The sequence below is a fragment of the Neisseria sp. HMSC070F02 genome, assembly GCF_001814225.1.
Lineage (GTDB): Bacteria > Pseudomonadota > Gammaproteobacteria > Burkholderiales > Neisseriaceae > Neisseria > Neisseria meningitidis.
The window spans coordinates 1-7918 of record NZ_KV815345.1 but is presented as its reverse complement, the minus strand read 5'-3'; the positions used below and the strand labels follow the sequence as shown (position 1 = coordinate 7918).

Annotated in this window: 8 protein-coding genes; 6 read left to right on the top strand and 2 right to left on the bottom strand. The window is 56.8% G+C overall.

Features of this window, described 5'->3' with window-relative positions; translation table 11 throughout:
- The first annotated feature begins 104 nt into the window (after positions 1–104).
- From prpF to HMPREF2959_RS00560, 3 genes are all read left to right on the top strand, one after another.
- Positions 105–1274: a 2-methylaconitate cis-trans isomerase PrpF gene (gene prpF / locus HMPREF2959_RS00570; RefSeq protein WP_002212510.1), complete on the top strand. Its 1170-nt coding sequence runs from the start codon at positions 105–107 to the stop codon at positions 1272–1274.
- Between the two features lie 413 nt (positions 1275–1687).
- Positions 1688–2887, top strand: a complete 1200-nt coding sequence (locus tag HMPREF2959_RS00565; RefSeq protein WP_002243273.1) for an acetate kinase — start codon at positions 1688–1690, stop codon at positions 2885–2887.
- A gap of 106 nt (positions 2888–2993) precedes the next feature.
- A complete protein-coding gene (locus tag HMPREF2959_RS00560; protein WP_002233571.1) occupies positions 2994–3614 on the top strand; it encodes an L-threonylcarbamoyladenylate synthase in 621 nt (206 codons plus the stop codon).
- Positions 3615–3740: 126 nt separating this feature from the next.
- On the opposite strand, the gene HMPREF2959_RS00555 is transcribed toward HMPREF2959_RS00560, so the two are convergent.
- A complete protein-coding gene (locus HMPREF2959_RS00555; RefSeq protein WP_002216546.1) occupies positions 3741–4184 on the bottom strand; it encodes an Rrf2 family transcriptional regulator in 444 nt (147 codons plus the stop codon).
- Positions 4185–4357: 173 nt separating this feature from the next.
- Here HMPREF2959_RS00555 and HMPREF2959_RS00550 point away from each other — a divergent pair, with 173 nt between their 5' ends.
- Entirely contained in the window at positions 4358–4726 is a 369-nt protein-coding gene (locus HMPREF2959_RS00550; protein ID WP_002216547.1) for a hemerythrin domain-containing protein, read from the top strand.
- 44 nt (positions 4727–4770) lie between these two features.
- Positions 4771–5925: an NnrS family protein gene (locus HMPREF2959_RS00545; RefSeq protein WP_070696223.1), complete on the top strand. Its 1155-nt coding sequence runs from the start codon at positions 4771–4773 to the stop codon at positions 5923–5925.
- Between the two features lie 56 nt (positions 5926–5981).
- Here HMPREF2959_RS00545 and HMPREF2959_RS00540 read toward each other — a convergent pair whose 3' ends face one another.
- Positions 5982–6854 carry a prephenate dehydrogenase gene (locus tag HMPREF2959_RS00540; RefSeq protein ID WP_002233573.1) on the bottom strand — a complete coding sequence of 291 codons (873 nt, stop codon included), beginning with the start codon at positions 6852–6854 and terminating at the stop codon, positions 5982–5984.
- Positions 6855–6938: 84 nt separating this feature from the next.
- On the opposite strand from HMPREF2959_RS00540, the gene HMPREF2959_RS00535 reads away from it, so the two are divergent.
- Positions 6939–7751: a carbon-nitrogen hydrolase family protein gene (locus tag HMPREF2959_RS00535; protein ID WP_002241134.1), complete on the top strand. Its 813-nt coding sequence runs from the start codon at positions 6939–6941 to the stop codon at positions 7749–7751.
- The last annotated feature ends 167 nt before the right edge of the window (positions 7752–7918 follow it).

The following is a 7918-nucleotide window of genomic DNA, read 5'->3' as shown; positions in this document are numbered from 1 at the left end:
GAACCCCGACAGTTTGCGGAATCAAACGGCTTTGGTCGGAGTGGCAGCCTAATCCACTATAAAAATCGTGGGCAGAGCCCACGCTACATAAGGAGAATCTAGAAATGCCGCAAATTAAAATTCCCGCCGTTTACTACCGTGGCGGTACATCAAAAGGCGTGTTTTTCAAACGTTCCGACCTGCCCGAGGCGGCGCGGGAAGCGGGAAGCGCACGCGACAAAATCCTCTTGCGCGTACTCGGCAGCCCGGATCCCTACGGCAAGCAGATAGACGGTTTGGGCAACGCCAGCTCGTCCACCAGCAAGGCGGTGATTTTGGACAAGTCCGAACGCGCCGATCACGATGTCGATTACCTTTTCGGGCAAGTTTCCATCGACAAACCTTTTGTCGATTGGAGTGGCAACTGCGGCAACCTCACCGCCGCCGTGGGCGCATTTGCCATCGAGCAAGGCTTGGTCGATAAAGGCAAGATTCCTTCAGACGGCATCTGCACGGTCAAAATCTGGCAGAAAAACATCGGCAAAACCATTATTGCCCATGTACCGATGCAAAACGGCGCAGTTTTGGAAACAGGCGATTTTGAGCTCGACGGCGTAACGTTCCCGGCAGCCGAAGTACAAATCGAATTTCTTGATCCAGCCGACGGTGAAGGCAGTATGTTCCCAACCGGCAATTTGGTCGATGAAATTGATGTGCCGAATATAGGCCGTTTGAAAGCCACGCTCATCAACGCGGGCATTCCGACCGTTTTCCTGAATGCCGCCGACTTGGGCTACACGGGCAAAGAGTTGCAAGACGACATCAACAACGATGCCGCGGCTTTGGAAAAATTCGAGAAAATCCGCGCTTACGGTGCGCTGAAAATGGGTCTGATCAGCGACGTATCCGAAGCTGCCGCTCGCGCGCACACGCCGAAAGTCGCCTTCGTCGCGCCCGCCGCCGATTACACCGCCTCCAGTGGCAAAACCGTGAATGCCGCCGACATCGATTTGCTGGTACGCGCCCTGAGCATGGGCAAATTGCACCACGCGATGATGGGTACCGCCTCTGTTGCCATTGCGACCGCCGCCGCCGTGCCCGGTACGCTGGTCAACCTTGCCGCAGGCGGCGGAACGCGTAAAGAAGTGCGCTTCGGGCATCCTTCCGGCACATTGCGCGTCGGTGCAGCCGCCGAATGTCAGGACGGACAATGGACGGCCACCAAAGCGGTTATGAGCCGCAGCGCACGCGTGATGATGGAAGGTTGGGTCAGGGTGCCGGAAGATTGTTTTTAAATTGACGTAGCATGGGTTTGCCCGCGAGCCATAAACAGGTCGTCTGAAAAACAAGTAAACATCAAATCACTGACCATTCCTTTCCCTTGCCCTGTGGCGGAAGGCGGCAAATCACAAGGAAGAACACGGAAACCCCGATAAAAGACAGCTTCCCGTATTACCGTCATTCCCGCGCAGGCGGGAATCTAGACCTGTCAATATGGAGGATTGGTAGGGGAAAACAGGTTTCGTGAGTTCTACATTCTGGATTCCCGCCACAGCCTGTCCTCGCGTAGGCGGGGACGGAATAACGATAGAAAATGCGGCATACGCTTTGCCCAAAGAGGCCGTCTGAAACACCTTGCGCCTGATGTCTGCCTTTTTCAGACGACCCCACACCAAAAAAACAACCACAAACTACAAGGAGAAACATCATGTCCGACCAACTCATCCTCGTTCTGAACTGCGGCAGTTCATCGCTCAAAGGCGCCGTTATCGACCGAAAAAGCGGCAGCGTCGTCCTAAGCTGCCTCGGCGAACGCCTGACCACGCCCGAAGCCGTCATTACGTTCAACAAAGACGGCAACAAACGCCAAGTTCCCCTGAGCGGCCGAAATTGCCACGCCGGCGCGGTGGGTATGCTTTTGAACGAACTGGAAAAACACGGTCTGCACGACCGCATCAAAGCCATCGGCCACCGCATCGCCCACGGCGGCGAAAAATACAGCGAGTCTGTTTTGATCGACCAGGCCGTAATGGACGAACTCAATGCCTGCATTCCGCTTGCGCCGCTGCACAACCCCGCCAACATCAGCGGCATCCTTGCCGCACAGGAACATTTCCCCGGTCTGCCCAATGTCGGCGTGATGGATACTTCGTTCCACCAAACCATGCCGGAGCGTGCCTACACTTATGCCGTGCCGCGCGAGTTGCGTAAAAAATACGCTTTCCGCCGCTACGGTTTCCACGGCACCAGTATGCGTTACGTTGCCCCTGAAGCCGCACGCATCTTGGGCAAACCTTTGGAAGACATCCGCATGATTATTGCCCACTTAGGCAACGGCGCATCCATTACCGCCATCAAAAACGGCAAATCCGTCGATACCAGTATGGGTTTCACGCCGATCGAAGGTTTGGTAATGGGTACACGTTGCGGCGACATCGATCCGGGCGTATACAGCTATCTGACTTCCCACGCCGGGATGGATGTTGCCCAAGTGGATGAAATGCTGAACAAAAAATCAGGTTTGCTCGGTATTTCCGAACTTTCCAACGACTGCCGCACCCTCGAAATCGCCGCCGACGAAGGCCACGAAGGCGCGCGCCTCGCCCTCGAAGTCATGACCTACCGCCTCGCCAAATACATCGCTTCGATGGCTGTGGCCTGCGGCGGCGTTGACGCACTCGTGTTCACCGGCGGTATTGGCGAAAACTCACGTAATATCCGAGCCAAAACCGTTTCCTATCTTGATTTCTTGGGTCTGCACATCGACACTAAAGCCAATATGGACAAACGCTACGGCAATTCGGGTATTATCAGCCCGACCGATTCTTCTCCGGCTGTTTTGGTTGTCCCGACCAATGAAGAACTGATGATTGCCTGCGACACTGCCGAACTTGCCGGCATCTTGTAGCCAAAAAAGGGACGAGTCCGCACAATGCCGTCTGAAATTTTCAGACGGCATTTTGTTTGGATTTTGGGCGTACAATACGGAAAACATGACGATAAGGACACAAACCATGGCACAGTTTTTCGCTATTCATCCCGACAATCCCCAAGAACGCCTCATCAAGCAGGCGGTTGAAATCGTCAATCAAGGCGGCGTGGTGGTTTATCCGACCGATTCGTGTTACGCCTTGGGTTGCAAACTCGGCGATAAGGCGGCGATGGAACGCATACTCTCCATCCGCAAAATCGATTTGAAACACCACCTGACCCTGATGTGCGCCGATTTGAGCGAGTTGGGCACGTACGCCAAAATTGACAACGTACAGTTTCGTCAGCTTAAAGCCGCCACGCCCGGGCCTTATACCTTTATCTTGCAGGCGACGAAGGAAGTGCCGGCGCGCACGCTGCACCCGAAACGCAAAACCATCGGGCTGCGTATTCCCGATAATGCCATTGCACAAGCCCTGCTGGGGGAATTGGGCGAGCCGCTTTTAAGCTGCACCCTGATGCTGCCCGAAGACGGCGAACCATTGACCGATCCTTATGAAATCCGCGAGCGTTTGGAACACGCCGTCGATTTGGTGATTGACGGCGGCTGGTGCGGAACCGAGCCGACCACCGTCGTCGATATGACCGACGGCACGGAACTGGTGCGCCGGGGTTGTGGCGATACGGCGGTGTTCGGTTTGTAGGGAAACCGATGCCGTCTGAAGCATCGGCTGTTCAGACGGCATTGCGCGCCTTGCCGGCGGCAGTCCGAAATGCCGGCGCGTATCGCGCTCGGTCGGAATATCCGTTTGAAACGGCATTTTGATGCATTACTGCACCGCAATCGGAATTCTCGGTTCGTAGAGCAGGTCGTAGGTCGGCTTGTTGAGCAGGTCTTGGAGCGTGAAACCGTCCAGATACGTGAAAAACGACTTCATCGCGCCGCCGAGTATGCCCGTCAGCCGGCAGGACGGTGTAATCAGGCATTCGTTGTTCTCGCCCATGCACTCGACCAGCTGCATCGGTTCGAGGTGGCGGACAACCGAGCCGATGTTGATGCGGTCGGGCGGTGCGGCAAGCCGCAGACCGCCGCCTTTTCCGCGCACACTGTGGAGGAAGCCGCCTTTGACCAGCGCGGTAACGACCTTCATCAGATGGCTTTTGGAAATGCCGTAGGTTACGGCGATGGTACTGATGTTGACCAGCGCATCGTCGTTGATGGCAGTGTAGATAAGGACGCGCAGCCCGTAGTCCGTATGTTGTGTCAAATACATGATTTTCTCGGTATGGATTGTTATTCTTATCGGTACGGTTTAAGGTTCACGGACAATACCTTAATGGTTGAAACCCTGTCCGTCGGGGCGGTAGAATGCAGCCTGTCTGCGGCGGTATGCCGTCTGAAACATCCGCGCTACCGTTTGATAATTTGTTATTGTAACTCAAAATCATGAAACCGTTGAAACGACATCCCGCCCTTATCGGGCTTTCGCGTGACCACCACCATTCGCTTTCCCTGTGCGTGCGTCTGTTGCGGACGCCGGAAGAAAGGCATCGGGACGAACTCGAACCGCATTTTGCCGAATTGGAAACCCATTTTCGCGAAGAAGAAGCCAAGTTTGCCCCAATTTGGCAGAATGTCGCCCCCGAATTGAAACAACGTTTCGAGAAAGACCACGCCCGACTGCGGCAGATGATGGCAAGCCCCGAATACGGTAACGCGGCGTGGAATACCGCTTTTGCCACAACCCTGCGCGACCACGCGCGCTTTGAAGAACGCGAGCTGTTTCCCGCCGCCGAACCGTTTTTGCCGGCATGATTCCGTTTTGCGGCAAATATATTAATGATAAACAAGGAACACACATGAAATTTACCAAGCACCCCGTCTGGGCAATGGCGTTCCGCCCATTTTATTCGCTGGCGGCTCTGTACGGCGCATTGTCCGTATTGCTGTGGGGTTTCGGCTACACGGGAACGCACGAGCTGTCCGGTTTCTATTGGCACGCGCATGAGATGATTTGGGGTTATGCCGGACTGGTCGTCGTCGCCTTCCTGCTGACCGCCGTCGCCACTTGGACGGGGCAGCCGCCCACGCGGGGCGGCGTTCTGGTCGGCTTGACTATCTTTTGGCTGGCTGCGCGGATTGCCGCCTTTATCCCGGGTTGGGGTGCGTCGGCAAGCGGCATACTCGGTACGCTGTTTTTCTGGTACGGCGCGGTGTGCATGGCTTTGCCCGTTATCCGTTCGCAGAATCAACGCAACTATGTTGCCGTGTTCGCGCTGTTCGTCTTGGGCGGCACGCATGCGGCGTTCCACGTCCAGCTGCACAACGGCAACCTAGGCGGACTCTTGAGCGGATTGCAGTCGGGCTTGGTGATGGTGTCGGGTTTTATCGGTCTGATTGGTACGCGGATTATTTCGTTTTTTACGTCCAAACGGTTGAATGTGCCGCAGATTCCCAGTCCGAAATGGGTGGCGCAGGCTTCGCTGTGGCTGCCCATGCTGACCGCCATGCTGATGGCGCACGGCGTGATGCCTTGGCTGTCGGCGGCTTTCGCGTTTGCGGCAGGTGTGATTTTTACCGTGCAGGTGTACCGCTGGTGGTATAAGCCTGTGTTGAAAGAGCCGATGCTGTGGATTCTGTTTGCCGGCTATCTGTTTACCGGATTGGGGCTGATTGCGGTCGGCGCGTCTTATTTCAAACCCGCTTTCCTCAATCTGGGTGTGCATCTGATTGGGGTCGGCGGTATCGGCGTGCTGACTTTGGGCATGATGGCGCGTACCGCGCTCGGTCATACGGGCAATCCGATTTATCCGCCGCCCAAATCCGTTCCGTTTGCGTTTTGGCTGATGATGGCGGCAACCGCCGTCCGTATGGTTGCCGTATTTTCTTCCGGCACTGCCTACACGCACAGCATACGCACCTCTTCGGTTTTGTTTGCACTCGCGCTTTTGGTGTATGCGTGGAAGTATATTCCTTGGCTGATTCGTCCGCGTTCGGACGGCAGGCCCGGTTGAGACAAACCGCCGCAGATTTCGGGTCTGGGCGGTTTGCTTTTCAGACGGCAGGGCGGTCAGTTGCCGTCCAGCCAGCGGTCGCGTGTGGTTTTGGCTTCTTCAAAATAGCGGTACAGGGCTTCGCGGTCGTCGGTGGTCAGGATGTTTGCCAAAACGTCCAACTGTTTGCCCAAGCCTTGAACCAGTTGCAGCAGGCTGTCTTTGTTGGCAAGGCAGATGTCCGCCCACACGGCGGGATGACCGGAGGCGATGCGGGTGAAGTCCCGAAAGCCCGTGGCGGCGAATTTCAGATATTCCTGTCCGTCGGGGTGGTCGAGAATCTGGTGGACATAGGCGAAGGCGGTCAGGTGGGGCATATGGGAGACGGCGGCGAAAACCGCGTCGTGGCGTTGCGCGTCCATCGTATAAATTTCCGCCCCGACCGCGTGCCACAGGTTTTCTATCAAGGCAATGCCGTCTGAATGTTCGCCGCCGTGTGGCGTGATGATGAGTTTTCTGTGGCGGAACAGCCCGAACTGCGCGGCTTGCGCACCGCTTCTGTCCGAACCGGCAATCGGGTGGGCGGCGATGCAGTGGTGCAGGCGGTCGGGCAGACAGCGGCGGAAGGCTTCGATGACCGAAGATTTGGTGCTGCCGACATCGGAAATCCAAGTGTGTTCCGGCAAAACGGGGCGCAGCGCGGTCAAAATGGCAGGAACGGTGGCGACGGGCGTGGCAATCAGTACCAAGTCCGCACCGCCGATGCTGTCTGCGTCGATGGCAACGGAAGCCCGGTCAATCACGCCGCGTTCCAATGCACGTTCGAGGTTGTCGCGGTCGGTGTCGATACCGGTAACGGTGCGGACGAGTCCCTGCCTTTTGAGGTCGAGAACGAACGAACCGCCGATCAGCCCTACACCGATGAGGGCAATATGGTTCAAAATGGGCATTTGTGTAAACGGTTTTCGCAAAGTACCGTCATGGTAGCCTATCGGCGGAATATGCCGCAAGGTCGGCAGGAAAAAGGAGAAGAAATGGACAAAATCAGAGTTGCCGCCGTGCAGATGGTGTCGGGCGTGTCGCCGGAAACCAACGTCGCCGCCATGAAACGCCTGGTCGCACGGGCGGAGGAGCAGGGTGCGGATTGGGTGCTGCTGCCCGAATATTGGGTGCTGATGGGCGCAAACGATACCGACAAACTCGCGCTTGCCGAGCCTTTGGGCGGCGGACGCTTTCAGACGGCATTGAGCGAAACGGCGAAAGAATGCGGCGTGGTGCTGTTCGGTGGAACCGTGCCGCTGCAAAGCCCCGAGGCGGGCAAGGTCATGAATACTTTATTGGTGTACGGGCGCGACGGCAAACGGACGGGGCTGTACCACAAAATGCACCTCTTCGGCTTTTCCGGTTTGGGCGAACGCTATGCCGAAGCCGATACCATCCGCGCGGGCGGGGAAGTGCCGCACTTGTCGGCAGAGGGCGTGCCGGTGGCGGCAGGTATTTGTTACGATGTCCGCTTTCCCGAATTTTTCCGCCGCCAGCTGCCGTTTGACGTATTGATGCTGCCCGCTGCGTTTACGCACACGACGGGCAAGGCGCATTGGGAGCTGCTGCTGCGCGCGCGTGCCGTCGAAAACCAATGTTACGTCGTGGCGGCGGCACAGGGCGGTTTGCACGAAAACGGACGGCGCACGTTCGGACACAGCATGATTGTCGATCCGTGGGGCGACGTGTTGGACGTATTGCCCGAAGGCGAAGGCGTTGTTACGGCAGACATCGATGCCAACCGCCTGAACAGCGTCCGCAACCGCCTGCCCGCCTTGAAATACCGGGTTTTGGATGCCGTCTGAAGGTTCAGACGGCATCGGTGCCGGGGAATCAGCGGGCTGTAGGATGGGCTTCAGCCTGCCATTTCCATCAATCCCACATTTCTACCGTTTTCATCGAATCCATCGAATCCGCCCCTTTCGACGCCCCAGTCCTACGCAACTGAACCGTCATTCCCACGGAAGTGGGA

Bases quoted from the DNA above. Each gene is read 5' to 3' on its own strand.
- prpF (WP_002212510.1), top strand. From the start codon at position 105: ATGCCGCAAATTAAAATTCCCGCCGTTTACTACCGTGGCGGTACATCA.
- HMPREF2959_RS00565 (WP_002243273.1), top strand. From the start codon at position 1,688: ATGTCCGACCAACTCATCCTCGTTCTGAACTGCGGCAGTTCATCGCTC.
- HMPREF2959_RS00560 (WP_002233571.1), top strand. From the start codon at position 2,994: ATGGCACAGTTTTTCGCTATTCATCCCGACAATCCCCAAGAACGCCTC.
- HMPREF2959_RS00555 (WP_002216546.1), bottom strand. From the start codon at position 4,184: ATGTATTTGACACAACATACGGACTACGGGCTGCGCGTCCTTATCTAC.
- HMPREF2959_RS00550 (WP_002216547.1), top strand. From the start codon at position 4,358: ATGAAACCGTTGAAACGACATCCCGCCCTTATCGGGCTTTCGCGTGAC.
- HMPREF2959_RS00545 (WP_070696223.1), top strand. From the start codon at position 4,771: ATGAAATTTACCAAGCACCCCGTCTGGGCAATGGCGTTCCGCCCATTT.
- HMPREF2959_RS00540 (WP_002233573.1), bottom strand. From the start codon at position 6,854: ATGCCCATTTTGAACCATATTGCCCTCATCGGTGTAGGGCTGATCGGC.
- HMPREF2959_RS00535 (WP_002241134.1), top strand. From the start codon at position 6,939: ATGGACAAAATCAGAGTTGCCGCCGTGCAGATGGTGTCGGGCGTGTCG.